This window comes from Nocardioides sp. Z24_21, from assembly GCF_058134345.1.
Genome location: NZ_JBYTTH010000002.1, coordinates 274,293 through 299,673, shown reverse-complemented (window position 1 = coordinate 299,673; position 25,381 = coordinate 274,293). Strand labels below are relative to the sequence as shown.

Sequence of the window (25,381 nt, the reverse complement as noted above, 5' to 3'; positions counted from 1 at the left end):
TGGTGGCGCGCGGCGCAGGGCCGGGCTGCGGGACAGCCGGTGGGTCAGGCGCCGGGGGCGATGCTGATGGAGTCGTGGATCACGAAGACCTTGGCCAGGCCGGTGATCCGGAAGATCTTGAGCAGCCGTTCCTGGGTGCAGACCAGGTCGAGGGAGCCGTCGTGGGCGCGGACCTTCTTGAGGCCTCCGACCAGCACACCGAGGCCGGTGGAGTCGAGGAACTCGACCGCCTCGAGGTCGATGACGATGTCGTAGGTGCCGGCTCCGACGAGCTCGGTGATGCAGTCGCGCAGCTTGGGCGCGGTGTAGACGTCGATCTCGCCGCCCACCGCGACGACGGCACGGCCATCCACCTCGCGTGTCGCAAGGGTGAGATCCACGACTGCTCCCCGGTCCCCGAATTCGTTCGGACAGTGCGCCTTCAGGCACGCACGTGCCCCTGGTTCTTTCGGGTCGTATCAAACCACGAGTCCCACGTGTTGCGCAGGAGTCCTCTCCACATGGTGTCGCGTTGGTGGCGGACGCCACCTCCGGCGGGCGTCACCGCCCTTTGCCAGACTGCGTGGGTGAACCCCTCCCGCCCCGGCGTCCTGCCACCCGTCGACGCGCTGGTCCGCCGGCTCGCCGGCGTGCCCGGGCGCGAGGACCGGCTGCGGCACCTCGAGGTGCTCCCGGCCCGCGAGGCGGTGCACGAGGACTGGCCCGACTGGGTGCCCGACGACGTGCGCGGCGCGTACGCCGCCCAGGGCCTGGCGCGGCCCTGGCGGCACCAGGTCGTGGCCGCCGACGCCGCCCACGCGGGCGACCACGTGATCCTCGCGACCGGCACCGCGTCGGGGAAGTCGCTGGCCTACCAGCTCCCGGCGCTCTCGGCGATCCGGGCGGCCCGGGGTCCGCGCGGCGAGCGGGGCGCCTCGGTGCTCTACCTCGCGCCCACCAAGGCGCTGGCCCACGACCAGCTCGCCGGGCTGTCGTCGCTGGGCCTCGACGTACGACTGGCCGCCCACGACGGCGACAGCTCGCGCGAGGAGCGCGACTGGACCCGCGACTTCGGCGAGTACGTCCTGACCAACCCCGACATGCTCCACCGCTCACTGCTGCCCGCGCACCACCGGTGGTCGCGACTGCTCGGGTCGGTGCAGTACGTCGTGGTCGACGAGTGCCACCACTACCGCGGCGTCTTCGGCGCGCACGTGTCGCACGTGCTGCGCCGGCTCCGGCGGGTGTGCGCGATCTACGGCGCGCACCCGACGTTCGTGCTCGCCTCGGCGACGGTCGCCGAGCCGGAGGTCACCGCGTCACGGCTGACCGGGCTCGACGTGGTCGCGCTGACCCGCGACGACTCGCCGCGCGGCCGGGTCTCGCTCCTGCTGTGGGAGCCGCCGTTCACCTCGCACGCCGGCGAGAACGGCGCCCCGGTGCGCCGGGCCGCGGCGTCGGAGGTCGCCGACCTGCTGGCCGACCTCGTCGCCGAGGACGTCCGCACCCTGGCGTTCATCCGGTCGCGGCGCGGCGCCGAGCAGGTCGCAATGTCGGCCTCCGAGCTGCTGGCCGAGGTCGACCCGTCGCTGCCCGGGCGGGTCGCGGCCTACCGCGGCGGCTACCTCCCCGAGGAGCGGCGCGCGCTCGAGGCCGCGCTGCGTCGCGGCGACCTGGTCGGGCTGGCGGCGACCAACGCGCTCGAGCTCGGCATCGACATCAGCGGCCTGGACGCCGTGCTCATCGCCGGCTTCCCGGGCACCCGGGCGGCGTTCTGGCAGCAGGTCGGGCGGGCCGGGCGCGGCGCACAGGACGCGCTCGGGGTGCTGGTCGCCAAGGACGACCCGCTCGACACCTACCTGGTGACCCACCCCGACAAGCTGATCGGCGCCCCGGTCGAGGCGTCGGTCTTCGACCCGGCCAACCCCCACGTCATGGGTCCGCACCTCTGCGCGGCCGCCCAGGAGCAGCCGCTGACCGAGACCGACCTGCCCCTGTTCGGCCCCAGCGCCCGGGAGGTCGTCGACGACCTGACGACCCTGGGGCTGCTGCGCCGCCGTCCCCGGGGATGGTTCTGGACCGACCGCAGCCGGGCCGCCGACCTGGCCGACATCCGGTCGGCGGGCGGGTCGCCGGTGCAGCTGGTCGAGGCCGGCACCGGCCGGGTGGTCGGCACGGTCGACGCCGGTGGCGCGCACAACCAGGCGCACGCCGGTGCGGTCTACGTCCACCAGGGCGAGACCTGGCTGGTCGAGGACCTCGACCTCGAGCACCACGTCGCCACCATGCGACGCGACGAGCCCACCTACACGACCACGGCCCGCGAGGTGACCGACATCGGCATCGTCGCCACCCGCGAGCGCCGCTCGTGGGGCGGCTGCGAGCTCGCGCTGGGCGAGGTGGACGTCTCCCACCAGGTGGTCTCCTTCCTCAAGCGCCGCCAACCCTCCGGCGAGGTGGTCGCGGAGGAGCCGCTCGACCTGCCCGAGCGCACCCTGCGCACGACGGCCGTGTGGTGGACGGTGCCGGACGACGTCGTGGCCGAGGCCGGACTCGCCGCCGTGGACGTGCCGGGCGCGGCCCACGCGGCCGAGCACTGCTCGATCGGGCTGCTCCCACTGTTCGCGACCTGCGACCGCTGGGACATCGGTGGCGTCTCCACGGCGCGCCACGCCGACACCGGCCTGCTGACGGTGTTCGTCTACGACGGCCACCCGGGTGGGGCCGGCTTCGCCGAGCGCGGCTTCCGCACCGCGGTCGCGTGGCTCGACGCCACCCGGGAGGCGATCGCGAGCTGCGAGTGCGCGACCGGCTGCCCGTCGTGCATCCAGTCGCCCAAGTGCGGCAACCAGAACAACCCCCTCGACAAGGACGGCGCGATCCTCCTGCTCGATGCCCTCCTCTCGGGGGCACCGCGGACCGCCGGACAGGACTAGATTCGCCCCATGGTGATCCTCGGCCTCGGCCTCCTCATCCTCGGCGGCATCGCCGTGCTCTCCGCGATCTTCGTCAGCGAGCCGGGCAGCGGGGGCGAGCTCCTCGGCTTCGACGTCACGACGCTCGAGTCGTTCCTCGTCGGGGTGGCCGCCGGGGCCGCGATCCTGTGGGGCTTCACGATCCTCAAGTGGGGCACCCGACGCAGCATCGCCCACCGCCGCGAGCGCAAGGAGCTCAACAAGCTCAACGAGAAGCTCGAGCGGGTCGAGTCCGAGCGCCGCGTCGACGACCCCGAGCGCCGCGACACTCCCTGACCCCTGCCCCGGCCGGCCGGCCGGTCTGTCCACCGCTGACTGGTCACGGTCTGAGTGCCGCACCGGCCCCAGTCGGGCGCGCAGCGAACCACCACCCGCCCTGCTCACCCCCGTGCTCACCCCGGCCCCGTGCTCACCCCGGCCCCGCCCGCGCGTCGGCGGTGACCCGCACCTCCTGCCAGGGGACGTCGGGTCCGGCGACCGCCACCGTGACAGTGACCGTCGGGCCGGCGAGCCCGCAGCGCTCCAGGGCGGCCCCGTGGGCGCCGGCGACCCGAGCGGCGGCGGCGCACGGATCGGCCGCGCTGCTGCCGGCGAGCGCCGCCGCGGCGCCGAGCGCGGCCAGGTCGGCGACGCCCTGCGCGCGCCGCTGCGCGGTGACGAGCCCGCCGGCGGCGGCCAGCCCGGCCGTCACGAACAGCAGCACGCCGGCCATCGCGACCACCAGCACGGTCGCACCGCCCGCATCCTCGGCTCGCGCGGGCCGGGGCGTCACGACGCCTCGGCCAGCGCAAGGGCGTCGGCCGAGACCGTCACCCCGGGCAGCGACCCCAGCAGGCCGCCCGGCCCCCTGACACGCGCCGTGGTGGTGACCACGACCTCGTCCTCGCCGACCTGGACCCGCACCCGGGCGCCCTCGGGCGCGATGCGCTGCGCCAGGGACGTCGCCGCGGCGACGTCGTCACCGCGGGCGACCGCGCGCGCCGCCTCCCGCGAGGCGTCGACGACCCGCACCTGCGCCGCACCGAGCGCCAGCATCCAGACCAGTCCGGCGGTCAGGGCGACGAGCAGCGGGACGCCGATCGCGAGCTCGGCGGTGGCCGAGCCCGTGTGGTCCCTGGCGAGCGGACGCATCAGCCGATGCCGAGCAGGCTCATGACGTGCTTGAAGAGCCGCTCGAGCAGCTGGTCGCCGAACGCGCCGGTCAGGAGGGTGTAGAGCAGGCCGGCGAACCCCGCCCCGGCCGCGGTGCCCACGGCGTACTCAGCGGTGGTGATGCCGGACTCGTCGTGACGCTGGACCAACATGTGCTCCCCTGTCGTCGGGGGCTCCCGATGAGCCCCGCCGACACCACGGTCGGGGGTGGAGCGGCGCCGCGCACCCGCCCGACCGGCTGCCTGTGGAGGCCGCCCGGGACGGCCGGGCTGTGGACGGAAACCGGCCCGGTCGCCTCACGGGGCCACCGAGCCGAACAGCGACGCGACCGTCGGGACGACGCCCAGGAGCATGAAGGCGGGCAGCAGGCAGGCCCCGAGCGGGACCGCGGCCGACACCCCGACCCGGCGGGCCGCGTCCTCCGCGCGGGCCAGCGACTCGCGCTGCAGCTCGTCGGCCAGCCGCTCCACGCTCTGCACCACCGACGCCCCGGTGGCGTGCGAGCGGACCATCGCCCGGGCGAGCGGCGCGAGCTCGCGATCGTCGGCCACGGCCGACCAGGCGTCGGCAGCGCTCGCCCCCCATCGCGAGCGCTCCACCACCGGGACCAGCCGGTCGGCGGCGGGTCCGGGCAGCGCTGCGCACACCTGCGCGAGCCCGGGCACCGGCGCCGACCCGGCGCGCAGTGTGGCGGCGAAGAGGTCGACCAGGTGTGGCAGCGAGCGCTCCACCTCCTCGCGCTCGCGCCGCGCGGACGGCGCCTCCGCGGCGGCCAGCACCTGGCGCGCCCCCACGCCCGCCGCGACCGCGGCCAGCGCCCCGACGAGCCCGCCGACGAGCAGCCAGGCGCCGAGCGAGACACCCACGACCGCGAGCGGCCGCAGCCGGGGCGTCGCCGGGCCGCTCACCCGGCCCACCCGCGGCGGCGACTGCACGAGCACGGCCACCGCCAGCGCGGCGCACACCACGCCCACCCACGTCACGGTGCGGCCGCCCGGTCGGCGAGCCGCTCGATCCACCACAGGCCGAGCGCGACGAGGGCGAGCCCGAGGATGCCGCACACCAGGCCGACCGGCGTCGTGAGGAGGAACGCCCACGGGTCGGAGCCGGCACCCGAGCCCATCAGCAGCACGGCGACGGGAAGGCAGGCGACGAGCCGGGCGGTCGCGCGCGCCGAGGCGAGCTCGGAGTCGACGAGGCGGCGGGTGCGACGCCGCGCCCGCAGGCCCTCCGCCGTGCGCTCGAGCGCCGCGGCGAGGCCGTGGCCGGAGTGCTGCGCGACCTGCCAGGCGCCCGCCACCCAGCGGAGGTCGCCGGCGCCCCGCCGCTGCGCCGCCAGCCGGCGCATCGCGTCGGGGACGTCGGCGCCCAACCGCATGGCCTCGACCACGGGGCCGAGCGGCGGCCAGCGCTCAGCCCCCGCGGCGAGCGCGGCCTCGGGCGGTCGTCCGGCAGCGAGGTCGGCGGCCAGCAGGTCGCACACCTCCAGCACCGCGGCCTGGTCGGCCGCGACCGCGCGCCGGCCCGATGGCATCCGTGCGGCCACGACCCGGGCCGGGCCCCGCCGGCCGCTCCGGCCCGGTCGACGGGGCGGCGCGGGACCCGCCGGCGGCACCGCGAGGGCCACGGCTGCGGCCAGGACGAGCGCCAGCAGCCACGCGCTCACCACGCCACCGATCGCAGCCGCGCCGCCAGGGCACCCGCGGCCGGTCCGCGCACGACGCGGTCGGCCTCGAAGGTCGCCGCCGTGCGGAGGGCGACGAGCCCCGAGGCGTCGCGCTCGGGCACCCCGAGCTCGAGGACCCGTCGGCGCCCGTCGCGGCCGCGGCCCAGGTGGATGACGACGTCGAGCGCCGAGGCGAGCTGGCTGTGCGCGGCCGAGCGGGGCAGGCCCGCGGCGAGGGACAGCGCCTCCACGCGGGCCGGGACGTCGGCGGCGGAGTTGGCGTGGAGGGTGCCACAACCGCCGCCGTGGCCGGTGTTGAGCGCGGCCAGCAGGTCGACGACCTCGGCGCCGCGCACCTCCCCCACGACGAGCCGGTCGGGTCGCATCCGCAGCGCCTGGCGCACCAGCACCTGCAGCGAGATCTCCCCGGCGCCCTCGATGTTGGCCGGGCGCCCCTCGAGCCCGACCACGTGCGGGTGGTCGGGGCGCAGCTCGCTGGCGTCCTCGACCAGGACGATGCGCTCGCCGGGATCGACGAGCGACAGCAGCGCGGAGAGCACCGACGTCTTGCCGGTGCCGGTGCCGCCGGTGACGAGGAAGGCGCACCGCGAGTCGACGATCTCCTCCAGGAGGAACGCGCCGTCGGGCGGCACCGCTCCGGCCGTGACCAGCTCGGGCAGGGTCCACACCCGACCCCGGGGGACGCGCAGGGACAGCACCGTGCCCGAGCGCGCGACCGGCGACAGCACCGCGTGGAAGCGGGTGCCGTCGGCGAGGCGTACGTCGGCGTGCGGGGTCGCGTCGTCGAGGCGGCGCCCGGCCGAGGCCGCCAACCGCTGCGCCAGGCGGCGCACCGCGGCGTCGTCGGGGAACGACACCGACGCACGCTCGAGCCCGCCGCCGCGGTCGATCCAGACCTCGTCGGGGCCGTTGACCAGCACGTCGGTCACGTCGGGGAGGCGGAGCAGGTCCTCCAGCGGACCCGCCCCGAGCACGTCGCGGCGCAGCAGGTCGTGCACGGCGAGGACCGTCGCGTCGCCCACCGGCGCCCCGGACGCGCGCAGCGCCTCCGCGACCCGGTGCGGGGTGAGCTCGCCGGCCGAGCCCGCCAGCCGGCGCCGCACGTCGTCGAGGACCACCGCCGGCACCGTCGGCACCGCGGTCGGCCCGGCGGCCTGCCCGGTCGTGGTCCCGGTCGTGGTGCCGGTCGTCGTCAACGGAGCCACCCTCGGATGGCTCATGCCGCGGCCGCCAGCAGGTCGCGGGCGGCACGCGCCAGCGGGCCGCGCCCGGTCAGCGGCCCCAGGCCGCGGTCGAGCGATGCGGCCAGCCCCCGCTGGTCGGGGACGACGGCGGCGATGGGAAGCCCGGTCACCCGCTCGGCGTCGGCGTCACCGAGCCCGCCCGGGCGCAGGACGAGCGCCGCCCGCCCGGCGCCGCCGAGGTCGGCGACGAGACGGGCGGCGGCCGCCACGCCGGGGACGGTGGCCGGCGTCACCACCAGCAGGTCGTCGCAGCGATCGACCAGCTCGGCGCGCGCCGCGCCGCCGTGACGGGGCAGGTCGAGGACGACGAGGTCGTGGCCGCGCACCGCGGCCGGCAGGACCCGGCGGGCGGTGGTCGCGTCGAGTGCACGGCGCAGCCCCGACCAGGTGAGGACGCCGAGGTGCTCGCGACGCGGCACCCCCTCGCGCAGGGCACGCGCGCCGAGACGCCCCGCGGTCTCGGTGAGGGCCTCCCACCGGACGCCGGCGAGGTCCTCCATGCCGAGCAGCCGGTCGAGCCCGGGGCCGAGGGGGTCGCCGTCGACGAGCAGCGTGGGCGCGCGCCGCGCGTGCCACTGGGCGAGCGCGCAGGCGAGCGTCGTGGCACCGGCGCCGCCGGCTCCACCGACGACCCCGACGAGACGACCGGGTGAGGCCCGCTCGCCCACGTCGCCGAGCTCCTCCGACAGCCACGAGGCCCCCTCCGACAGGTCGACGGCGGAGGTCGCGCCGAGCTCCACGGCGGAGCGGAACGCGGTGTCGGAGAGGCCGACCCCGACGACGTGGACGCCCGCCCGTCGCGGCGGGGCGAGCCCGGCCAGCGCGGCGGCGAGGTCGTCGCCGACCAGCACGAGGTCGGCCTCGCGCCAGGCGGCCAGTGACAGGGCCGGCTCGGCGCACACCTCGACCCCGGCCCCCGCCGCCGCACAGAGGGGGACGACCGAGTCGTGGACGATCGGGGACCGGGTGATCAGGAGGACGGACATGCGGCCAGCGTCGCCGCCGGGCGCGACGCCGGGAAGCCCGCACCCGCGCGGCCTGTGGACGATGGCCGTACGCCGGCACCTGTGGACGTCGGCTGGCCCGACCGAGAACGGCGCAAGCCCTCGGCGTCGCGGGTCGGCGCCTACGATGGCCACATGACCCGCCCCCAAGCGGCCTTCTTCGACCTCGACAAGACGATCATCGCCAAGTCGAGCACGTTGGCCTTCAGCCGTGAGTTCCAGGCGGGCGGGCTCATCTCGCGGCGCGCGATGCTGCGCTCGGCGTACGCCCAGTTCGTCTTCTTCACCGGCGGGGCCGACCACGACCAGATGGACAAGATGCGCGAGTTCATGTCGCAGCTGTGCGCCGGCTGGGACGTCGCCACGGTGCGCGACATCGTCCACGAGACGCTCAACACGATCGTGGAGCCGCTGGTCTACGACGAGGCGGTGACCCTCATGGAGGAGCACCGGGCCGCTGGGCGCGACATCGTCATCGTCTCCGCCTCCGGCGTCGAGGTCGTCGAGCCGATCGGCGAGATGCTCGGCGCCGACCGGGTGATCGCCACCCGGATGGAGATCGTCGACGGCCACTACACCGGCAACATCGACTACTACGCCTACGCTGAGGAGAAGGCGCGGGCCATCGAGCACCTCGCCGAGACCGTCGGCTACGACCTCGACGAGTGCTACGCCTACAGCGACTCGGTCACCGACGTGCACATGCTGGAGGTCGTCGGACACCCGTTCGCCGTCAACCCCGACCGCGAGCTGCGCCGCATCGCCGCCGCCCGGGACTGGCCCGTGCTGTTCTTCGTCCGCCCGGTGGCCCTGCGCCGCCGGCTCCCCGTGCCCCCGGCCCGACCCACGCTGGCGGCCCTCGCCGTCGGCGGCGCGGTGGCGGCGGGCGGCTTGATCTGGGCCAGCCACCGACGGCGCGCGGCCGGCTGAGCTGACCCACCGGCACCGGGCAAAGTCAACCCTTGAAGGTCGCCGCGGACCGGGCTAGAACTGAAGCAGAACTCCACAGCAGCACGTGATCCGGGTACCCACGCGGCGATCCACCCATCCGATGGGGTGCTGGCCAGTTCGGGGTCCGCCCGAGGCAGCGATTGAGAAGTGCACGCTTGGTAGCCACGGTGTCACGTGTCGGCGGCGGCACCCGATCTACGCGAGCGGGTGCCGCTCGCACGTCCGGACGCAGCTACCTAGCCCCGCAACGGTGACGCCTCGGCGCCGGCGGCGAACGCCTCGGCACCGTAGAGCGCCCACGCGTGCACCCCGCTCGGCCCGCCCTCGCTGTAGGCGCGCAGGTTGGACTCGTACGCCGCGCGGAGGGCGAGGTGCCCGGCCTCGGGGACGACGAGTGACTTCGAGTCCACGCCGCGCGAGACCAGCACGAGCCGCTCGAGCGCGCGGGCCACGATGCCGTTGTGGGAGGCGAACGGCGCGGCGGTCGCCACGTCGGCGTGCGCGACGGCGGCCACCAGCAGGGCCGGCGCCGCGCTGTCGGCGAGCAGCAGCTCCGCGACCCCGCGCAGCCGGTCGGCGGACGCGGCATCGCGCGGGCGACCGAGCTGGTCGGGCGGCAGCGCCGACGAGGCGACCACGGTGTGCAGCCGCGCGATCGCCTGCAGCGGCGCGGTCTTGAGCAGCGGGGCGAGCGCGAGCATCGACGCCGAGAGCCGGACGGCGTCGGCCGCGATCTCGTCGGCCTCGCCCGCGCGCACCTCCTCGAGCGTCGAGGACGACCCCTCCAGCACCGCGCTCGCGTGGGCGCCGCGCAGCAGCGACTCGGCGGTCAGCTCCGGCGACGTGCGCCGCAGGCCGCGGTCGCGCAGCATCGCGTCGATCCCGTCCCGGGTGGCCGCGTAGGCCGAGGGCACTCCCTCGAGGTCGACGAGCCAGGCGAGCGGGTCGGTCATGGCGACGACGGTAGTCGCGACCACCTCCGACCCCGGCGCCGGCTCATCCCGCCCGGCCCCCCGAACGATCGGCGCTCGCCCGGGGCAGGTCGCTGGCGCACCGGGCCGGGCCCCGCTTGTAGCCTGAGGCGGATGAGCGACGACCACCGCGAGACCTCCGCCACCGTCGACCTCGCACGGTCCTTCGGGCCCGTCGCCGAGGCGTACGACCGTGGCCGGCCCGGCTATCCCGCCGAGGCGGTGGCCTGGCTCGCCGGCGGTGACGCGAAGGTCGTCCTCGAGCTCGCGGCCGGCACCGGCAAGCTCACCCGCGCGTTGGTCGACCAGGGCCACGCCGTCTTCGCGACCGAGCCCGACGAGGCGATGCTCGAGGTGCTGCGCGAGCGGGTGCCGGAGGTGAGCGCGAAGGTCGCGGCTGCGGAGTCGCTCCCGGCCAACGACCGCTCGGTCGACGTGGTCGTCGTGGGCCAGGCGTTCCACTGGTTCGACCACGAGGCCGCCCTCTCCGAGGCGGCCCGCGTGCTCAAGCCGGGCGGCCACCTCGCGCTCGTGTGGAACAGCCGCGACGAGCGCATCCCGTGGGTCCGCCGGCTCGGCGACCTCCTCGGTCGCCAGGACCTCGACACCAGCTCCGCCGGCCACCTCGTGCAGAGCGAGCTCTTCGGCTTCGTGGAGGAGGCGACCTTCAAGCAGTGGCAGGAGGTCAACCGCGAGACGATCCTCGACCTGGCGCGCTCGCGCTCCAGCTTCGCGGCGATGGAGCCCGACGAGCGCGAGCACAACCTCGCCCGGGTGCGCGCCTTCTACGACGACTACGGCCGCGGGATGGACGGGATGCAGATCCCCTACGTCACCCGCTGCTACCGCGCGGTCGTGGTCGACCCGGACGACACCGGGCCCGCCCCGGACGACGAGGACCCCGACGGTCCCGTCGTGAGCGACGGCACCGACACCGACATGCTGCTCATCGACTTCCGCTAGGCCCACAACCTTCTGCGGATACGGTGCGTCCCACCGGCGACCGGCTGACACCAGATCTCGGGGGGCCCCATGCGTGGTACGACGTCACTGACCGCTTGCGCCCTGCTCGGCCTCGCCCTGCTCGGGCCGACCGCGACGGCGAGTGGTGTCGAGGATGCCGACCCGCCCACCTGCCTCGGCCTGACCGCCACCATCGTGGGGACGCCCCGGGAGGAGCTGGCCGGCACGCCCGGTGACGACGTGATCGTCACCAACAGCGCCCAGCCCGTGGTCGCCGGCGACGGTGACGACGTGGTGTGCGTGACGACGGCCGAGAACGACACCTACCCCAGCGGCGTCGACCTCGACGCCGGACCCGGAGACGACGTGGTCGTGGCCACGGCCACGGGGTCCAACACGCAGACCGACCTGGGACCGGGGCGGGACGTGTTCCATGGAGGCGACAAGGAGGACTGGATCGAGGCCAGCCTCGACGACACCGTCGTCGCTGACCGCGGCGGTGACCTCGTGACCTACACGATCGCCCGCGGCGCACCGGTCCCCGACATCGTGGGCACGCTGACGGCCCGGCGGACGGATGGCTGGATCAAGGTGGTGGCCCCCGGCCGCCGGCTCGTGATGGACGGACGGGAGGCCGTGGTCCGCCTCGACGGCCGCGTCGTGACCACCATCGGTGTCCCGCCCCGGATGCTGTACGGCGTCGCGCAGCGGGTCACGCTCCTGGGGACGCCCGGCGTCGACCGCCTGGCCGGCGCCGCGTGCGGTCAGAGCGTGCTACGGGGACTGGGTGGCGACGACGAGCTCGTCACCTTCCTCGACCGCGCGACCCCGCGCCCGGAGTGCCCGCACCGCCGGGTGTCCGCGTTCGGCGGGGCCGGCGACGACGAGATCATCGGGACGGCGTACGACGACGTCCTGCGCGGCGGACCCGGCCGCGACGACATCCGGGGCCAGGGCGGCGACGACGTGCTGCTCGGCGGCCCGGGCCGCGACCGGGCCGACGGCGGCAAGGGCCGCGACCGCTGTGACGCCGAGCGCGAGCGGCGCTGCGAGCGCTGACCCCGAGCGGGTCGCGTGCCGAGCCCGCCGTCGTACGCGCGTGGCCCGGCACTCGACCTGCGGCCGCTAGGGTCTCGCCATGGCCTGGAGATGGCGGCGCACGTCGCTGGGCGGCGAGGCGGACCGCGCCGCGTTCCGCGCCCTCCACAACGCCTCCCTCGCCAGCCCGGCCCTGCGCGAGGGCCTGACCACCGCGAGCGCGCAGCGCTCGGTGCACCACCTGCGCGCGCTGCTCGGCACCCCGGCCGCCGGCCTCGGTGACACCAGCGGGCTGCTCGCGTGGGACGGCCTGGGCAGCCACCACCGCCCCCAGCTCCCCGGCACGATCGGGCAGGTCGCCGAGACCGGGCGCACGATGATCGTCGACGCGCGCACCCTGGTCTGCGACGACGGCGGCTGCCAGGTCCGGCAGGCCATCGTCAGCCCGCTCGTCGTGGACGACACCCTCGTGGGAGCGCTCGTGGTCGGCGCCCCGCACACCACCGGCGGCCTGGTGCGGGCGGCCGACGAGGTGGCGTCGTGGGTCAGCGGCCAGCTCGAGCTCGCCGAGCTCGACCTCTCGCGCACCCGGCTGATGGAGGCCGAGGTGCGCGCCCTGCGCGCGCAGATCAGCCCGCACTTCATCTACAACTCGCTCGGGGCCATCGCCAGCTTCGTGCGCACCGATCCCGACCGCGCGCGCGAGCTGCTGCTCGAGTTCGCCGACTTCACCCGCTACTCCTTCCGCCGCCACGGCGAGTACACGACGCTCGCCGAGGAGCTGCGCTCCGTCGAGCGCTATCTGCTGCTGGAGCAGGCCCGTTTCGGTGAGCGGCTGCAGGTGACCCTGCAGGTCGCGCCCGAAGTGCTCCCTGTCGCGGTGCCCTTCCTGTGCATCCAGCCGCTCGTGGAGAACGCCGTGCGCCACGGCCTCGAGGCCAGCGCCGACAAGGCCGACGGTGTCGGCCGGCTCTCGATCGTCGCGCGCGACCACGGCCAGGAGTGCGTCCTCGAGGTCGAGGACGACGGCACCGGCGAGGACCCCGAACGCGTCCGCCAGGCGCTGGCCGGCGACGCGTCGATGGACTCCATCGGGCTCGGAAACGTGGACGCGCGGCTGCGCAACGCCTACGGGGACGACTACGGTCTGGTCGTCGAGACCGCACCCGGGGCGGGCACCAAGGTGATCGTCCGGGTGCCGAAGTTCGCCCCCGGAGTGCAGGTATGACACAGCTGAAGGTGCTCGTCATCGACGACGAGCGTCCTGCCCTCGACGAGCTGGCCTTCCTGCTCGGCCGCGACCCGCGCATCGGCGAGGTGCGCAGCAGCGACTCCGCGACCGACGCGCTGCGGGTGCTGCAGGCCGAGGAGGTCGACGCTGTGTTCCTCGACATCCAGATGCCCGGCCTCACCGGCCTCGACCTCGCCCAGGTGCTCTCGCGCTTCCGGTCACCGCCGCGGGTGGTGTTCGTGACCGCCCACGAGGAGCACGCGGTCGCGGCCTTCGAGCTGCGCGCGGTCGACTACGTCCTCAAGCCGGTGCGCGAGGAGCGCCTCGCCGAGGCCGTGCGCCGGGTCGTGGAGGCCGCCGCCCCGGCGCCGTCGGGCGACGTGCAGATCCCCGTGGAGCGTGGCGGCGTCACCCGGTTCATCAGCCGATCCGAGATCACCCACGTCGAGGCGCAGGGCGACTACGCCCGGCTGCACACCGCCGACGGCTCCCACCTCGTGCGCACGCCGCTCTCGTCGCTCGCCGAGCAGTGGGCCGCGGCCGGCTTCGTGCGCATCCACCGGTCCGTGCTGGTCGCGCTCCCCCACGTCGAGGAGGTGCGCAGCGAGAGCGGACGGGTCAGCGTCGTCATCGGCGGCACCGAGCTGCCGGTGAGCCGGCGCCACACCCGCGAGCTGCGCTCGGTCCTCACCCGGCGCGAGACATGAGCGAGCCGCCCGTCGAGCGCGTCCGGGTGACCGGACCGCCGCGGCGTCGCGCGGACGTCGTACGCCCCGTCGGCACGCGCGAGATCGACGCGGAGACGGCCCTGGGCGAGGTGTTCATGCGCTCACTGCTGCGCGAGCAGCTCATGCTCGCGCTGCGAGTGCTCGCCGCGCTGGCCGTCACCGTGGGCATGCTGCCGCTGCTCTTCCACCTCGTCCCCTCGCTCGGCGACGCGCGAGTGTGGCAGGTGCCGCTCGCGTGGCTGCTGCTCGGGGTGCTGACCTATCCGTGGCTGGTGCTGCTCGGCTGGCTCTACCTGCGCCGCGCCGAGGGCCACGAACGCGACTTCGCCGACCTCGTCGGGTCGGCCGGCACCCCCGGACCGGCGGACCCGCCGTGAGCACCGACATGGTGCCGGGCGTCGTCGCCGTCGTCCTCGTCTCGATCGCGACGCTGGTCATCGGCACCTGGGGGCTGCGGATCTCGCGCACGACGAGCGACTTCTTCGTCGCCTCGCGCACGGTGCGGCCTCGGCTCAACGCGAGCGCGATCGGCGGGGAGTACCTCTCCGCGGCCTCGTTCCTCGGCGTCGCCGGCCTGCTGCTCACCTTCGGCGCGGAGATGCTCTGGTATCCCGTCGGCTGGACCGCGGGCTACCTGGTGCTGCTGGTGCTCGTCGCCGCTCCACTGCGCCGCTCGGGCGCCTACACGCTGCCCGACTTCGCCGAGGCGCGGCTCGGCTCCCGCGACGTGCGCACGCTCTGCTCGGTGCTGGTCGTCGCGATCGGCTGGCTCTACCTGCTGCCGCAGTTCCAGGGCGCCGGCGTCACCCTGCGCGCGACGATCGGCGCGCCGCCCTGGGCGGGCTCCCTGGTGGTCGCCCTGGTGGTGCTCGCGTCGGTGAGCCCGGGCGGGATGCGCTCGATCACCTTCGTGCAGGCCTTCCAGTACTGGCTCAAGCTCACCGCGCTGCTGGTGCCGGTCTTCGTGCTGATGGCGGTGTGGGTGGCCGACGGCGCGGCCGACCCGGCGGCAGCCGCCCCGCACTCGTGGTCGATCCCGCTGGCCTCGCCCGGCGGCGGCATCGGGCTCTACACGACCTACTCCCTGATCGTCGCGACGTTCCTCGGCACGATGGGCCTGCCGCACGTGGTGGTGCGGTTCTACACCAACCCCGACGGCCGGGCGGCGCGTCGTACGACGCTCGCGGTGCTCGCGCTGCTCGGCGTCTTCTACGTCCTCCCGCCGGTCTACGCCGCGCTCGGGCGCATCTACGCGCCCGGCCTGGTCTCGGGGCGCTCCGACGTGCTGGTGCTGGAGCTGCCGTCCCTGATGGTGGGCGGCGCGGTGGGCGCCGTGCTCACCGGCCTCGTCACGGCCGGCGCGTTCGCGGCGTTCCTCTCGACCAGCTCGGGCCTGACCATCGCGGTGGCCGGGGTGCTGTCGCAGGACGTGACGGGACGGCGCTGGGGGTCTCGGCGCCTGGGCGGGGTGGCGGCCTTCCGCGTCGCCGCGGTGATCGCGGTCGTCGTCCCGCTGCTGCTCTCGCTGCCCGCCCAGGACGTGGCGGTGGCGCGCACGGTCGGGCTCGCGTTCGCGGTCACCGCCTCGACCTTCGCTCCCCTGCTGATGCTCGGGATCTGGTGGCGCGGGCTGACGCCGGCCGGCGCCGTCGCCGGGCTGCTGGTGGGCGGCCTGGGCTCGGGCGCGGCCGTGGCGTGGACGCTCGCCACGTCGTCGTCGACCGGCTGGACCGCGGCGCTGCTCGGCCAGCCGGCCGCGTGGTCGGTGCCGGCGTCGTTCCTCACGATGGTCGTGGTGTCCCGACTGACCCGCGCCACCGTCCCGGCCCACGCCGGGCGCTTCATGGTGCGCCTCCACACGCCCGAGGCGGTCGAGCTCCAGCGCTGAGCCGCCCAACTGCCTGCAGGGTGGTCACTCCCGCCGGAGGTGGAACTCGTTGCCGTCGGGATCGGCCAGCTCGACGTCGTCGCCGCGCGAGACGAGCGTCGCGCCGAGGGCCACCAGCCGGTCGACCTCGGCCTCGAGGTCGTCGGTGACCAGGTCGAACCACATCCGGTTGCGTCCACGACGCTCGTCCAGCGGCGGCCCGCCCCAGGCGATCTTCGGCCCGCCCCCGGGCGGCTGGATCGCGGTCTCGCCGTCCTCGTCGTGCACGAGCGGCCACCCGAGCGCCGCTGACCAGAACACCCCGACGTCGCGCGTCCCGTCGCACGCGAGCTCGCCGAGGAACGGCGTGCCGGCGAGCCAGCGGTTGCCCTGCTCGACGACGCAGAAGGCGTTGCCCTCGGGGTCGGCGAGCACGACGTGGTCCTCGTCGGGCAGCTGGCCGACGTCGAGATGGGCGGCACCCAGGGCGATCGCCCGGTCGACGGTCTCCTGCTGCGTCGAGGAGCTGCTCGTCAGGTGGAGGTGGACCTGGGCGGGCAGCCGGACCGGCTCGGCGGAGTCGACGAAGGTGATGCCGAAGGGCGCATCTGCGTCCGGGAGGAGCCCGGCACCGGCTCGGCGCCAGCCGAGCAGGCCGCCCCAGAAGGTCGCGGCGACCTCCACGTCCGCGGTGCGGACGGCGAGCGCGCGCAGGTGGGCGGTCATCCGGTGAGGCCGGGCGGTCCAGGGAGCTCGACGAGCTCCGGACGCATCCCGGCCAACACCGCGAGCTGCTCGGGCGTGACGTAGGACGGGTTGCTGCCGGCCGGCATCCGCAGCACCTCCATCGCGGCGAGGTCGGGGTGCCCGACGAGCTCGGAGCGCAGCAGCGGGTCGCCGAGCGGAGCAAGGACCATCGGCATCACGCCGTCGCGAGCGGGCCCCGTGGTCCGGCCGTGGGCGTAGAGGCCCGCCGGCTGGTCGGCCTCACGCCCGCTGACCCACAGCAGGACCGACTGCCCGGCGGAGACGAGGTCGGTGCGGTAGGTGGGACGCGCGCACCACGTCTCCACCTCGGCGAACCCGGCGCGCACGTGCTCGCGGGTCGACGGTGCGGCGCCGCTGGCCTTGACCAGCCAGGCGCCGAGCGTGTCGGGCGAGAGGGCACGGTCAGCCATGCACCGAGCCTCGCACGCTGCGCGAGGCGCCGCCTCACACGTAGGGGTCGGTCAGCTCGCGCAGGCGCACCAGCGCCTCGCGCAGCCGGTCCGCGAGGTCCGGGCCGAGGTGATCGGTCCACTCCCGCTCCACGGCCGCCACGACCTGCCCCGCGTGGCGCGCGGCCTCGCGGCCCCGCGCGGACAGCCGGATCAGCCGGGCCCGACCGTCGTCGGGGTCGAGCACCCGCTCGACGATGCCCTCCCGCTCGAGGGCGGCGACGAGCAGGCTGGCGGTCTGCTTGGTGACCTGGGCGCGCTCGGCGAGCTCGGTCAGCCGTGAGCCCTCGTCGGCGATCCGCTGCGCCAGCCGCGACTGCGCAGCGGTGAGGTCGTAGCCCGCCTCGCGCATGGCTCGCAGCACCCGCTCGTCCATCGCACGGTAGGACACGTACATCAGCGTGGCCAGGTCCATCGTTCCCCTTGACATTGGTCAGCGTTGCTGACCATATTGGTCAGTATCACTGACTATCGTAGGGGATACCTCATGAGCAGCAGACTTCCTCCGGTCCGGGTCGCCCGGGCGGCCACCTCCGCCCGCACGGCGATGCAGGGCCTGACCCGGCGCATGGTGCCGCCGCAGGTCGGCGTGCTCGAGCTGGTCTCGGGCCTCATCGGCGCCAACACGGCGTACGCCCTCGCGCGGCTCGGTGTCGCCGACGAGCTCGCCGCCGGGCCGAGGACGGGAGCCGACGTGGCCGCCGGGCTCGGCACGCACCCCGACGCGACCCACCGGCTGATGCGGGCCGCCGCCGGGCTGGGGCTGCTGCGGCAGGACGGCGACACCTTCGCGCTGACGCCGCTCGGCCAGACGATGCGCTCGGACGTCGACGGCTCCATGCGGGCCGTGGTGCTGATGATCGGCGACCCGCGCTACCAGTCGGTGTGGGGCCGCCTGCCCGAGGCGATCACCACCGGCACCGCCCAGGCGGAGGCGGTGCACGGGATGTCGATGTGGGAGCTGCTCGACCGCGAGCGCGACTACGCCGACATCTTCCACGAGGCGATGTCGCGGCTCACTGCGCTCGACTGGCCCACCGTCGCCGCGGCCTACGACTTCGCTCCCTTCCGGCGGATCGTCGACGTCGGCGGCGGCCAGGGCCAGCTGCTCGCCCTGATGCTGGGCGCCGCCCCGCAGGCCGACGGCGTGCTGCTGGAGCAGCAAGCGCTGCTGCCGGTCGCCGAGCGGCGGCTGCGCGAGGCCGGGGTGTTGGACCGGTGCCGCCTGGAGGCCGGGTCGTTCTTCGACCGGGTGCCCGACGACGGCGACCTCTACGTGCTGCGCCGCGTCGTGCACGATCTCGACGACGACCGGGCACTCGCCCTCCTGTCCACCGTGCGCGACCACGCGCCCGCCGACGCCACCCTGCTGCTGATGGAGGGCGTCGTCGCGCCCGGGAGTGGCCCCGACTTCACCAAGTCCCTCGACCTCGACATGCTGCTCTTCGTCGGCGGACGCGAGCGCACCGAGCAGGAGTACGCCGCGCTGCTCGAGCGGGCGGGCTTCCGGATGACGCGGGTGGTGCCCACCATCTCCACGATCTCGCTGGTCGAGGCACGACCGGCGGTCTGACGCCGGCCGGGCCGCGCCGGGTCGGCGGCGGGGGCCTGCTCAGCCGCGCAGGCCCTGGCGCAGCTCCTCGAGCGCGTCGGCGAGGCCGATCCGGGGAGTCCATCCCCAGCGCTGGGCGCGGTCGGAGACGATCCGGCCGGTCCACGCCGGACCCTCCTCCCAGACCGGCTCGAGGCCGAGCGCCTCGGTCACCGCGCCCAGGTAGTCGCGGTAGGCGGCCGGGCCCCCGGCGACGTTGACGGGCGTGCACCCGCCCGCGACCGGCCCGGCCTCGGGGTCGTCCGCCGTCGCGATCGCGCCGGTGGCGAGGTCGGCGGCGAGGTCCGCGAGGTCCGTGACGTGCACCCAGGCGAAGGCCTGGTCGGGGTTGCCGTGCCGCTGGGCCTCGTCGTCGCGGATCTCGGCGGGGCGGATCGAGTTCCAGATCGAGGTGTCGCCGACGCCGAGGATGGCGGGCGGGCGCAGCAGCACCCGGGTCGCCCCGCCCAGCCGCTCCAGCGCCGCGTCGACGTCACGCTTGACCACGCCGTAGGCCGACGCGTCGTCGGGCACCAGCGGCGAGGACTCGTCCACGTCGCCCATCCCGGGACTGCGGTCGTAGACGCCGGCGGTCGAGACGTGGACCAGGAGCGGCACCCCGGCGTCGACCGCGGCCTCCGCGATCGCCATCGTGCCGTCCAGGCCGACCCGTCGCTGGTCGTCGCGCCCGCTGCCCAGCGGGTGGACCGTGGTGACGAGGGCGTCGGCGCCGGCCACCACGGTCGCGGCGAAGGCCGGGTCGGCGAAGTCGCCGACGTGCTCCTCGACGCCCGGGTGCTGTGGTGCGGTGCCGACGCGGCGTACGACGGCACGCACCGTCGCACCCCGCTCGCTCAGCGCGGAGACGACGTGGCTGCCCACGAATCCGTTGGCACCGGTCACGACGACGACGGGAGAGGTCACGATGGGGGAGCTCATCCCCCCACCATGTCAGCCGGGACCTGACCGCGCGCCCGCCCCGGTGCGCAACGACCGGGCAGCAGGATGTGTCCCGTGACCGACGCCTTCGACATCCGCACCGGGTCCGCCGCGATGGACCTCGACCTCGTGCACCAGTGGCTCAGCACCGACGCCTACTGGGCCACGGGCCGCTCGCGGGAGGCCGTCGCGACCGCGGCCGAGCACTCGCTCAACTTCGGCACGTTCGCCGGCGGGCGGCAGGTGGCCTACGCCCGCGTCGTCACCGACCACGCCAACTTCGCCTGGCTGTGCGACGTGTACGTCGACCGCGGCCACCGCGGGCGCGGGCTCGGCACCCGCCTCGTCGCGGCGGTCGTCGAGCACCTCGACGACCTGGGGGTCAGGCGGACGCTGCTGGCCACCCACGACGCGCACGGGGTCTATGCCGACGTCGGCTTCGGCGCCCTCCCCGACCCGGCGATGTGGATGATCAGGACCCCGCACCCGGGGTGAACAGCGTCAGCTGCATGCCGTCCGCGGCCGCGACCCGCGCGTTGCGGTCTCCCCACGGGGTGTCGACGGCGGGCGCCACCGGCGTGGCGCCGGCCGCGACGAGCGCCGCGGCGGAGGCGTCGGCGTCCGCGACGTGCAGGGCGAGCCGCACCGGGCCCGAGACGCGCTCCCCCACCTCGAGGTCGTCGACCATCGCGGCCTGCGCCTGGTCGAAGAGCTCGAGCGTCGCGCGACCCGCGTCGAGGAGCAGCACCCGTCCCTGCTCGCTGCTCCAGTCGGCCACCTCGGGCAGCCCGAGCGCGTCGCGGTAGAGGCGTACGGCCGCGTCGAAGTCGTCGACGGTGAGGGTGATCCGGAGCTCGCGGACGAGGGGCTGGTCGTCGGTCATGGGTCGATCGTGGATGCTCAGGTGCACCTGACGTCAACCCCCGGACGCACGAGGAGCCCCGACCGCAGCGCGGTCGGGGCTCCTCGGGGTGTGTCAGATGACGCTGACGTTCTCCGCCTGCGGGCCCTTGGGGCCCTGCGTGACGTCGAACTCGACCTTCTGGTTCTCGTCGAGCGACTTGTAGCCGGAGGACTGGATCGCGGAGAAGTGGACGAACACGTCCTCGCCGCCGCCGTCCTGCGCGATGAAGCCGAAGCCCTTGTCAGCGTTGAACCACTTGACGGTGCCCTGAGCCATGATGATGTTCCTTTGTTCTCGCATCGGGGGCACGTTGCCTCCGAGCTGCTGAAGACATCCATTCCGTACTGATGTCCAGCGAACCGAAAACCAGGAAAACGAGATACGAGCCGCAGCATGGTGCGCGGCCAGGTCGGTGGTGCCGACCCTTCAACAAGACCCAGCGTAGCGCACCGAGCCGCGAACGCCACTTCGTCGGCTCGACGCCTCCCCGCGGCAGGCTCGGATCCCTAGCGTCGCAGCAGCAGCGCCGCGTCGCCGAACTCGTGCCAGAGGTAGCCCTCGGCCACCGCGGCGTCGTACGCCGCCTGGCTGAGGCGCTCGCCGGCGACCGCCTCGACGAGCAGCAGGTGTGAGGCCATCGGGTCGTGCCAGCCGGTGACCAGGCCGTCGACGACCCGCGGCGGCCGGCCGGGGGTGACGACCCGCGAGGTCCAGCCGCGGCTCGCGACCACGCGCCGGCCGAGGACCGACGACTCGATCGCGCGGGTCGCGGTCGTCCCCACCGCGACCACCCGACCTCCGTCGTCCCGGGCGGCGTTGACCACCCTCGCCGACGCCTGGGGCAGCTCGAACCACTCCGGACCGGGGGCCTCGCCGGCCTCCTGGGAGGAGACCCCCGTGTGCAGCGTGACCGGGGCGAACTGCACCCCGGCCGTGACGAGCCGCGTCACCAGCTCGGGCGTGAACGGCCGCCCGGCGGACGCCATCTCGGCGCTCCCGGGACGGGTGCCGAAGACGGTCTGGTAGACGTCCACCGGGTAGGGCCGGTCGAGGTAGCCGTAGGCGATCGGCCGCCCCGTGCGCGCGAGCAGGTCGTCCAGGTCGCCCCGGACGGAGGTGCGCCAGAGCCGGTTGCCGCGCCCCGTCGGCGACGACGGTGCGCTGGCGGGCCACGGCTCGACCAGCACGAGCCGGACGTCGCCGATCGCGACGACCTGTCCGGGCGTCGCGTCCAGGAGGGCGCGCGAGGCGTCGGGTGCGGTGCGCAGCTCGACCACGCGGTCGCCGTCGTCGAGGCGGTGCGCCACGTGCAGCACCACCGCGTCGCCGTCGAGCGTCGCGTCCACCTCGCCGGGGACCGTCGCCGAGGTGTTGACCACGAGCACGTCGCCCGCGTGGAGGTGGTCCGGCAGGTCGCGGAACCTCCCGTGCGAGAGCCCGTCCGGCGTGCCGACCAGGAGCCGCACCTCGTCTCGCGCGAGCCCGCGCTCCTCGGCCGGGCGGGGCGCGAAGGTGGACGCGGCGAACCTCGTGCGCGGCGTCTCGTCCAGCGCCCTCACGCGACGTCCGCCGCTCGGTAGCGCCCCGACTCGGGCCGTTTCCCCAGCAGGGCGAGCAGACGCGGCACGACGGTGTCGGGGAGGGGGCGGTCGGAGATGTCCTCGCCCGGGAAGGCGTCCTGGTGCATGGCCGTGCGCATGTCGCCCGGGTCGACGGCGTACGCCCGCAGGCCCGTCTCGGCGCCGTAGGTCAAGGTGACGTGGTCGAGCGCGGCCTTGCTGGCGCCGTAGAGCCCCCAGGTCTCGTAGTGCTGGACCGCGGCGTCGGAGCTGATCGAGAGGAGCACGCCGTCCGCGGTCCGCAGCCACAGCAGGAGCGACGAGGTCAGGACCAGCGGCCCGCCCACGTTGACCCGCCAGACCTGCCGCAGGTCGTCGACGCCGACCTCGGCCAGGGCTCGCATGGGCAGCGGGCCGAGCGTGCTGGCGTTGTGGACGAGCAGGTCGAGCCGCCCGCGTTCCTCGACCTCGGCCACGAGTCGGCCTCGGTGGTCGGCATCGGTCACGTCGCCAACCACGACCGTGACCTCCGGCGGGAGCCCCGCCTCGGTGAACTTCTGCGCGCTGCGCCCGTCGGTGATGACGTCCCAGCCCTCTCGGACGAGCGCCTGCGCGAGGGCGAGTCCCAGCCCTGTGGATCCTCCGGTGACGAGTGCCACCCGTGTCGTTGTCGTTGTCATGCGGCTATCGTTCAAGTTGAAGTAAACTTGAGTTCAAGGGGTCAGGATGGACGGCCGGGATCTTCTTCCGATGGGCGAGGTCACCAGGCGCAGCGGCTTCGCGGCGTCGGCGGTGCGCTACTACGACGCCGAGGGGCTGATCGAGTCGCAGCGCTCGGCCGGGGGGCAGCGACGGTTCGAGCGCAACGTGCTGCGCCGGCTGGCGTTCATCCGCGCCGCCTCCAACGTCGGCCTGACGATCGACGAGATCCGCGACGAGCTGGCCCGGCTGCCTGGCAACCGCACGCCCACCAAGGGCGACTGGCACCGGATCTCCCAGCACTGGCGCGGCCGGCTCGACGACCAGATCGCCGCGCTCCAGCGGCTGCGCGACGGGCTCGACGGCTGCATCGGCTGCGGCTGCCTGAGCCTGCGCAGCTGCTCGTTCTCCAACCCGGGCGACGTGCACGGCGCGAGCGGCCCCGGCGCACAGCTGCTGCCCGACACCCTCCGCAAGCCGCACCCGACCCGGCGGTCCGGGGGCTGACCGGCCCCGGCGCGACCGCTCGTCGTACGACAGCGACCGCTGGGCGACGAGCGGCGCCCACCGACCGACCGGCGCGGGCGCGAGACTCCCCCGTCCGGCATGAGCGGTGTCACCGTGACGGCGGTCACATCTCGGTGACCCCGGCGGAAGGACCCCTCCGTGACACAGCAAGACCGGGCTGAGCGCCACGATCCCATCTACGACAGGCTCCACGCGACCCCCGAGTTCGCCGAGCTGCGCCACCGCTACCGCAGCTTCGTCTTCCCGGCCACGGCCGCGTTCCTCGTGTGGTACCTGCTCTACGTCGTGCTCTCCAACTGGGCCGGCGACTTCATGTCGACCAAGGTCGTGGGCCACATCAACGTCGCCCTCATCTTCGGGCTGCTGCAGTTCGTGACCACGTTCGGTCTCGCGTGGTACTACGCGCGCTACTCGCAGTCCAAGCTCGACCCGCTGGCCCGCCAGCTCGACGCGGACTACCGCAAGGGAGGAGACGCCTGATGGACACCCAGGTCCTCACCACGATCCTGTTCCTGTCGGTCGTCGCGCTGACGATCGGCATCACGTTCTGGGCGAGCCGGCAGACCAAGACGGCCGCCGACTTCTACTCCGGCGGGCGCTCGTTCTCCGGCCTCCAGAACGGTCTGGCGATCGGCGGCGACTACATGTCGGCGGCGTCGTTCCTCGGCATCTCCGGTGCCATCGCGGTCTACGGCTACGACGGCTTCCTCTACTCGATCGGCTTCCTCGTGGCGTGGCTCGTCGCGCTGCTGCTGGTCGCGGAGATGCTGCGCAACGCCGGGCGCTACACCATGGCCGACCAGCTCGCGTTCCGGATGCGCCAGCGGCCGGTGCGCACGGCGGCGTCGATCTCGACCATCGTCGTCTCGATCTTCTACCTGCTCGCCCAGATGGTCGGCGCCGGCTCGCTCGTCGCGCTGCTGCTCCGCGTCGACAGCCAGGCGATCAAGAACATCACCATCATCGGCGTCGGCGCCCTGATGATCTTCTACGTCGTCGTCGGCGGCATGAAGGGCACGACCTACGTCCAGATCGTCAAGGCCGTGCTCCTGATGATCGGCTCCGCGCTGATCGTGCTGCTGGTGCTCGCGAAGTTCGACTTCAACCTCTCCGAGCTGCTCGGCTCGGCCGCCGATAACTCCGGCAAGGGCGAGGCGTTCCTCCAGCCGGGCCTTCAGTACGGCGCCACCTTGACCTCGCAGATCGACTTCCTGTCGCTCGGCCTCGCGCTCGTGCTCGGCACCGCCGGCCTGCCGCACATCCTGATCCGCTTCTACACCGTGCCCACCGCGCAGGACGCGCGCAAGTCGGTGCTCTGGGCGATCGGGCTGATCGGCGCGTTCTACCTGATGACGCTGGTGCTCGGCTTCGGCGCGGCTGCGCTGCTCGACCGCGACCAGGTCGACCCGCTCGAGGGTGGCAACCAGAACCTCGCCTCGCCGCTGCTCGCCGAGGCCGTGGGCGGCGGGGACGGCTCCACCGGCGGCGCGGTGCTGCTCGCGCTGATCGCCGCGGTGGCGTTCGCGACGATCCTCGCGGTGGTCGCCGGGCTCACCCTGGCCAGCTCCTCCTCCGTGGCGCACGACCTCTACAAGGGCGTCATCAAGAAAGACCAGCCGGTCACCGAGAAGGACGAGGTGCGGGTCGCCCGCATCGCGGCGTTCGTCATCGGCGCGGTCGCCATCGCCCTGTCCATCCCGGCGCAGCGCCTCAACATCGCGTTCCTCGTGGCGCTCGCGTTCGCCGTCGCCGCCTCGGCCAACCTGCCGGCGATCATCTACAACATGTTCTGGCGGCGCTTCAACACCCGCGGTGCCACGTGGAGCATCTACGGCGGCCTCATCGCCGCCGTCGGGCTGGTGTTCTTCTCGCCGGTGATGTCCGGCCTGCCGACGTCGCTGTTCCCCGACGCCGACTGGTCGATCTTCCCGCTCAACAACCCCGGCATCGTCTCGATCCCGATCGGGTTCCTGCTGGGCTACATCGGCACGGTCACCTCGCGTGACCCCGAGGCCGAGGAGCGCTTCACCGAGCTCGAGGTCCGCGCGCTCACCGGCGCCGGCGCCGAGCAGGCCGCGCCGCACTGATCCGGCCCCGGCCGGCTCATCCCGGTGGTCCCCTCGCCGATCCGAGTAGGTTCGGCGGCGAGGGGAT

The 25,381-nt window shown here is 74.5% G+C and carries 31 protein-coding genes; 14 read left to right on the top strand and 17 right to left on the bottom strand.

Annotation, left to right across the window (positions count from 1 at the left end; genetic code table 11):
* Window positions 1-44: 44 nt before the first annotated feature.
* Window positions 45-380 (bottom strand): anti-sigma factor antagonist, encoded by a 336-nt coding sequence (locus tag AC3X7Z_RS07895; RefSeq protein WP_489975562.1) that lies wholly within the window; start codon window positions 378-380, stop codon window positions 45-47.
* A 186-nt stretch (window positions 381-566) separates the two neighbouring features.
* Between AC3X7Z_RS07895 and AC3X7Z_RS07890 the strand changes: the two genes are divergently transcribed.
* Entirely contained in the window at window positions 567-2,915 is a 2,349-nt protein-coding gene (locus tag AC3X7Z_RS07890; RefSeq protein ID WP_489975561.1) for a DEAD/DEAH box helicase, read from the top strand.
* A 9-nt stretch (window positions 2,916-2,924) separates the two neighbouring features.
* Window positions 2,925-3,230, top strand: a complete 306-nt coding sequence (locus AC3X7Z_RS07885; protein WP_186339979.1) for a hypothetical protein — start codon at window positions 2,925-2,927, stop codon at window positions 3,228-3,230.
* A gap of 133 nt (window positions 3,231-3,363) precedes the next feature.
* Here the strand turns inward: AC3X7Z_RS07885 and AC3X7Z_RS07880 are convergent, their stop codons facing one another.
* From AC3X7Z_RS07880 to ssd, 7 genes are all read right to left on the bottom strand, one after another.
* Window positions 3,364-3,726: an Rv3654c family TadE-like protein gene (locus AC3X7Z_RS07880; protein ID WP_489975560.1), complete on the bottom strand. Its 363-nt coding sequence runs from the start codon at window positions 3,724-3,726 to the stop codon at window positions 3,364-3,366.
* Window positions 3,723-4,085: a TadE family type IV pilus minor pilin gene (locus tag AC3X7Z_RS07875; protein WP_489975559.1), complete on the bottom strand. Its 363-nt coding sequence runs from the start codon at window positions 4,083-4,085 to the stop codon at window positions 3,723-3,725. The genes AC3X7Z_RS07880 and AC3X7Z_RS07875 overlap by 4 nt, the downstream gene beginning before the upstream one ends.
* Window positions 4,085-4,258 carry a DUF4244 domain-containing protein gene (locus AC3X7Z_RS07870; protein ID WP_186339976.1) on the bottom strand — a complete coding sequence of 58 codons (174 nt, stop codon included), beginning with the start codon at window positions 4,256-4,258 and terminating at the stop codon, window positions 4,085-4,087. The genes AC3X7Z_RS07875 and AC3X7Z_RS07870 overlap by 1 nt, the downstream gene beginning before the upstream one ends.
* Before the next feature lie 144 nt (window positions 4,259-4,402).
* Window positions 4,403-5,080 carry a type II secretion system F family protein gene (locus AC3X7Z_RS07865; RefSeq protein ID WP_489975558.1) on the bottom strand — a complete coding sequence of 226 codons (678 nt, stop codon included), beginning with the start codon at window positions 5,078-5,080 and terminating at the stop codon, window positions 4,403-4,405.
* A 5-nt stretch (window positions 5,081-5,085) separates the two neighbouring features.
* The gene (locus AC3X7Z_RS07860) at window positions 5,086-5,772 is read right to left on the bottom strand and encodes a type II secretion system F family protein (protein WP_489975557.1); all 687 of its coding nucleotides are present in this window, start codon (window positions 5,770-5,772) and stop codon (window positions 5,086-5,088) included.
* Entirely contained in the window at window positions 5,769-6,929 is a 1,161-nt protein-coding gene (locus AC3X7Z_RS07855) for a TadA family conjugal transfer-associated ATPase (RefSeq protein ID WP_241005409.1), read from the bottom strand. Before AC3X7Z_RS07855 ends, AC3X7Z_RS07860 begins: the two co-directional genes overlap by 4 nt.
* 80 nt (window positions 6,930-7,009) lie before the next feature.
* Complete coding sequence (gene ssd, locus AC3X7Z_RS07850; protein ID WP_186339972.1) at window positions 7,010-8,023, bottom strand: septum site-determining protein Ssd; 1,014 nt, start codon at window positions 8,021-8,023, stop codon at window positions 7,010-7,012.
* A 153-nt stretch (window positions 8,024-8,176) separates the two neighbouring features.
* On the opposite strand from ssd, the gene AC3X7Z_RS07845 reads away from it, so the two are divergent.
* Complete coding sequence (locus tag AC3X7Z_RS07845) at window positions 8,177-8,971, top strand: HAD family hydrolase (RefSeq protein WP_186339971.1); 795 nt, start codon at window positions 8,177-8,179, stop codon at window positions 8,969-8,971.
* 257 nt (window positions 8,972-9,228) lie between these two features.
* Here the strand turns inward: AC3X7Z_RS07845 and AC3X7Z_RS07840 are convergent, their stop codons facing one another.
* Window positions 9,229-9,945 (bottom strand): Fic family protein, encoded by a 717-nt coding sequence (locus AC3X7Z_RS07840; protein WP_489975556.1) that lies wholly within the window; start codon window positions 9,943-9,945, stop codon window positions 9,229-9,231.
* Between the two features lie 132 nt (window positions 9,946-10,077).
* On the opposite strand from AC3X7Z_RS07840, the gene AC3X7Z_RS07835 reads away from it, so the two are divergent.
* The 6 genes from AC3X7Z_RS07835 to AC3X7Z_RS07810 all read left to right on the top strand — a co-directional run bounded on the left by AC3X7Z_RS07835 (window position 10,078) and on the right by AC3X7Z_RS07810 (window position 15,811).
* Window positions 10,078-10,926, top strand: coding sequence for a class I SAM-dependent methyltransferase (locus AC3X7Z_RS07835; protein ID WP_489975555.1), 849 nt, complete (start codon window positions 10,078-10,080; stop codon window positions 10,924-10,926).
* Window positions 10,927-10,995: 69 nt separating this feature from the next.
* Complete coding sequence (locus AC3X7Z_RS07830) at window positions 10,996-11,985, top strand: calcium-binding protein (protein ID WP_489975554.1); 990 nt, start codon at window positions 10,996-10,998, stop codon at window positions 11,983-11,985.
* A 79-nt stretch (window positions 11,986-12,064) separates the two neighbouring features.
* On the top strand, window positions 12,065-13,192 hold the full coding sequence (locus tag AC3X7Z_RS07825) for a sensor histidine kinase (protein ID WP_186339967.1): 1,128 nt from the start codon (window positions 12,065-12,067) through the stop codon (window positions 13,190-13,192).
* Window positions 13,189-13,902 carry a LytR/AlgR family response regulator transcription factor gene (locus AC3X7Z_RS07820; protein ID WP_489975553.1) on the top strand — a complete coding sequence of 238 codons (714 nt, stop codon included), beginning with the start codon at window positions 13,189-13,191 and terminating at the stop codon, window positions 13,900-13,902. The genes AC3X7Z_RS07825 and AC3X7Z_RS07820 overlap by 4 nt, the downstream gene beginning before the upstream one ends.
* Window positions 13,899-14,300, top strand: a complete 402-nt coding sequence (locus AC3X7Z_RS07815) for a hypothetical protein (protein WP_489975552.1) — start codon at window positions 13,899-13,901, stop codon at window positions 14,298-14,300. Before AC3X7Z_RS07820 ends, AC3X7Z_RS07815 begins: the two co-directional genes overlap by 4 nt.
* The gene (locus AC3X7Z_RS07810; protein WP_313960513.1) at window positions 14,297-15,811 is read left to right on the top strand and encodes a sodium/solute symporter; all 1,515 of its coding nucleotides are present in this window, start codon (window positions 14,297-14,299) and stop codon (window positions 15,809-15,811) included. The genes AC3X7Z_RS07815 and AC3X7Z_RS07810 overlap by 4 nt, the downstream gene beginning before the upstream one ends.
* A 24-nt stretch (window positions 15,812-15,835) precedes the next feature.
* On the opposite strand, the gene AC3X7Z_RS07805 is transcribed toward AC3X7Z_RS07810, so the two are convergent.
* Genes AC3X7Z_RS07805 through AC3X7Z_RS07795 form a run of 3 tightly spaced genes read right to left on the bottom strand, consistent with a single transcriptional unit; the run spans window position 15,836 to window position 17,422 of the window.
* Window positions 15,836-16,516, bottom strand: a complete 681-nt coding sequence (locus tag AC3X7Z_RS07805; RefSeq protein ID WP_489975551.1) for a VOC family protein — start codon at window positions 16,514-16,516, stop codon at window positions 15,836-15,838.
* Window positions 16,513-16,968: a hypothetical protein gene (locus AC3X7Z_RS07800; protein WP_489975550.1), complete on the bottom strand. Its 456-nt coding sequence runs from the start codon at window positions 16,966-16,968 to the stop codon at window positions 16,513-16,515. The genes AC3X7Z_RS07805 and AC3X7Z_RS07800 overlap by 4 nt, the downstream gene beginning before the upstream one ends.
* Window positions 16,969-17,002: 34 nt before the next feature.
* Window positions 17,003-17,422 carry a MarR family winged helix-turn-helix transcriptional regulator gene (locus AC3X7Z_RS07795; RefSeq protein WP_241005291.1) on the bottom strand — a complete coding sequence of 140 codons (420 nt, stop codon included), beginning with the start codon at window positions 17,420-17,422 and terminating at the stop codon, window positions 17,003-17,005.
* A 72-nt stretch (window positions 17,423-17,494) separates the two neighbouring features.
* Between AC3X7Z_RS07795 and AC3X7Z_RS07790 the strand changes: the two genes are divergently transcribed.
* The gene (locus tag AC3X7Z_RS07790; protein ID WP_489975549.1) at window positions 17,495-18,580 is read left to right on the top strand and encodes a methyltransferase; all 1,086 of its coding nucleotides are present in this window, start codon (window positions 17,495-17,497) and stop codon (window positions 18,578-18,580) included.
* Between the two features lie 39 nt (window positions 18,581-18,619).
* Here the strand turns inward: AC3X7Z_RS07790 and AC3X7Z_RS07785 are convergent, their stop codons facing one another.
* Window positions 18,620-19,537, bottom strand: coding sequence for an NAD-dependent epimerase/dehydratase family protein (locus tag AC3X7Z_RS07785; protein WP_489975548.1), 918 nt, complete (start codon window positions 19,535-19,537; stop codon window positions 18,620-18,622).
* Between the two features lie 75 nt (window positions 19,538-19,612).
* On the opposite strand from AC3X7Z_RS07785, the gene AC3X7Z_RS07780 reads away from it, so the two are divergent.
* Window positions 19,613-20,032 (top strand): GNAT family N-acetyltransferase, encoded by a 420-nt coding sequence (locus tag AC3X7Z_RS07780; protein ID WP_489975547.1) that lies wholly within the window; start codon window positions 19,613-19,615, stop codon window positions 20,030-20,032.
* Here AC3X7Z_RS07780 and AC3X7Z_RS07775 read toward each other — a convergent pair.
* The 4 genes from AC3X7Z_RS07775 to AC3X7Z_RS07760 form a co-directional block, all read right to left on the bottom strand.
* Window positions 20,010-20,420, bottom strand: coding sequence for a VOC family protein (locus AC3X7Z_RS07775; RefSeq protein WP_186339958.1), 411 nt, complete (start codon window positions 20,418-20,420; stop codon window positions 20,010-20,012). The genes AC3X7Z_RS07780 and AC3X7Z_RS07775 overlap by 23 nt on opposite strands.
* A 93-nt stretch (window positions 20,421-20,513) precedes the next feature.
* Window positions 20,514-20,717: a cold-shock protein gene (locus AC3X7Z_RS07770; RefSeq protein WP_186339957.1), complete on the bottom strand. Its 204-nt coding sequence runs from the start codon at window positions 20,715-20,717 to the stop codon at window positions 20,514-20,516.
* A gap of 230 nt (window positions 20,718-20,947) precedes the next feature.
* The gene (locus AC3X7Z_RS07765) at window positions 20,948-22,000 is read right to left on the bottom strand and encodes an S-adenosylmethionine:tRNA ribosyltransferase-isomerase (protein WP_489975546.1); all 1,053 of its coding nucleotides are present in this window, start codon (window positions 21,998-22,000) and stop codon (window positions 20,948-20,950) included.
* Window positions 21,997-22,680: an SDR family oxidoreductase gene (locus tag AC3X7Z_RS07760; RefSeq protein WP_489975545.1), complete on the bottom strand. Its 684-nt coding sequence runs from the start codon at window positions 22,678-22,680 to the stop codon at window positions 21,997-21,999. The genes AC3X7Z_RS07765 and AC3X7Z_RS07760 overlap by 4 nt, the downstream gene beginning before the upstream one ends.
* A gap of 70 nt (window positions 22,681-22,750) precedes the next feature.
* Here AC3X7Z_RS07760 and soxR point away from each other — a divergent pair, with 70 nt between their 5' ends.
* The 3 genes from soxR to AC3X7Z_RS07745 all read left to right on the top strand — a co-directional run bounded on the left by soxR (window position 22,751) and on the right by AC3X7Z_RS07745 (window position 25,314).
* Window positions 22,751-23,206 (top strand): redox-sensitive transcriptional activator SoxR, encoded by a 456-nt coding sequence (soxR, locus tag AC3X7Z_RS07755; protein ID WP_489975544.1) that lies wholly within the window; start codon window positions 22,751-22,753, stop codon window positions 23,204-23,206.
* A 159-nt stretch (window positions 23,207-23,365) separates the two neighbouring features.
* Window positions 23,366-23,707: a DUF485 domain-containing protein gene (locus tag AC3X7Z_RS07750; RefSeq protein ID WP_186339953.1), complete on the top strand. Its 342-nt coding sequence runs from the start codon at window positions 23,366-23,368 to the stop codon at window positions 23,705-23,707.
* Entirely contained in the window at window positions 23,707-25,314 is a 1,608-nt protein-coding gene (locus tag AC3X7Z_RS07745) for a solute symporter family protein (protein WP_489975543.1), read from the top strand. Before AC3X7Z_RS07750 ends, AC3X7Z_RS07745 begins: the two co-directional genes overlap by 1 nt.
* The last annotated feature ends 67 nt before the right edge of the window (window positions 25,315-25,381 follow it).